The sequence below is a fragment of the Streptomyces sp. NPDC005799 genome (genome assembly GCF_040630525.1).
Lineage (GTDB): Bacteria > Actinomycetota > Actinomycetes > Streptomycetales > Streptomycetaceae > Streptomyces > Streptomyces griseorubiginosus_B.
This window is the reverse complement of sequence record NZ_JBEXXQ010000211.1, coordinates 1-1,487: the sequence shown is the minus strand read 5'-3', so window position 1 is coordinate 1,487 and position 1,487 is coordinate 1. Positions and strand designations below refer to the sequence as shown.

At 68.1% G+C, this 1,487-nt stretch carries 1 protein-coding gene; it reads left to right on the top strand.

The window, feature by feature from the left end; translation table 11 throughout:
- Positions 1-115 precede the first annotated feature (115 nt).
- Positions 116-1,363 (top strand): hypothetical protein, encoded by a 1,248-nt coding sequence (locus tag ABZ453_RS51285; RefSeq protein ID WP_359026977.1) that lies wholly within the window; start codon positions 116-118, stop codon positions 1,361-1,363.
- Positions 1,364-1,487 lie beyond the last annotated feature (124 nt).

Sequence of the window (1,487 nt, the reverse complement as noted above, 5' to 3'; positions counted from 1 at the left end):
CACCGTCCGCTTCGACCCCATCGAAGCGGCATGACCACATCACAGTCACCACTGCGGTGACCAGGGGTCATGCTTCATTTTCGGACCAGAGCCACTCCCACGAGTACGGGGACACATGTCGCTGCACGGCGCCTACCCGGCTGACGACCAGGACGAGGAGTATCCCCGCATCAAGCACGAGCATCTCAAGGACCGGCGCTACGACCTCAAGCAGATCCCGGCCGGCCTGGCGGTGACCGGCGACGGCGGCATCCCGCTGCTGTCCCGCGTCATCGACGGCGGAGCCGCGGAGATCTCCCGGATCACAGGAACGCCTGCGCGCGATGGCCGGTCCCCGGGAGTTCCTGCTGGTCGCGGACTCCAAGCTGGTCTCGTACCGCAACGTCACCGCCCTGATCAAGGCCCAGACGGACTTCGTCGCCCCGTCCCCGGCCCCGGCCTCCACGGTCGACGACGCGGTCTATGCCGCCCTGGCCCGGACGCGGCCACCCTCGTGGACTACACCCCCGCCCGGGACGAGAACACCCCGGCGGAGCGGCGCGAGACCTACCGCGTGCTGGAGGACACCCACGTCCTGTCCGGACCGCGCAAGCGCGACCCGAGGGTGGAAGTCCGCCGGATCCTGGTGCACTCCACCGGCAACGCCAAAGGCCAGCAGCGGGCCCGGGACAAACGCCTGGCCAAGGCCCGGGACGAACTCGACAAGCTGCAGCGCGGCGCCGGCGGCCGCTACTACAACACCGCGGAGAAGATCGCCGCCCGCATCGGCGTGATCGCCAAAATCCGCCGCGTCACCGGCTGCCTGCACACCGAGATCACCACCGACGGCACCGGACGCCCTGCCCTGGACTGGCACTTCGACCAGGAGGTGCTCCAAGCCGAGGCGGCTGTCGACGGCTGGTATGCGCTGCTGACCACTCTCACCCCCGAGCAAGCCGACGCCTCCGAGGTACTGCGGCGCCACAAGGATCAGCAGGGCACGGTCGAGCGCCGCTATGGCGACTTCAAGGGCCCCCTGGCCGTCACCCCCGTCTTCGTGCAGGACAACAAGCGGGTCGCCGAACTTGTGGCGGTGATCTGCCTGGCCCTGCTCGTGTTCTGCCTGATCGAGCGCCAGGTCCGCCGGGCTCTGGGGGGTGAGCAGAAGATGTCCGGGCTGTATCCCGGCAACCAGATGGTCCCTCCCACCGGCTGGATGATCCTCTACCACCTCTCCGGCCTGCGACTGCGGATATCGGTCATGCCACCGACCCGCCCACCATCGTCATCAGCCGCGGCGTCCAGCTCCATCTCCTCGACCTCCTCGGCCTGGAACCAACGCATCCCCGCTGGCCAGAAACCTGAACGAGCTACGGGCTCGTGATCGTTGGGGTGTCTAAGCTCAACGATCACGAGGTGGCCCGTGCCTGCCGCTGTATCGTCTCGCATCCCCGCAGTCCTGGTGAAGCTGGGTCCGCTGGATGTCGGTCAAGTCGCTGACCTGCGGC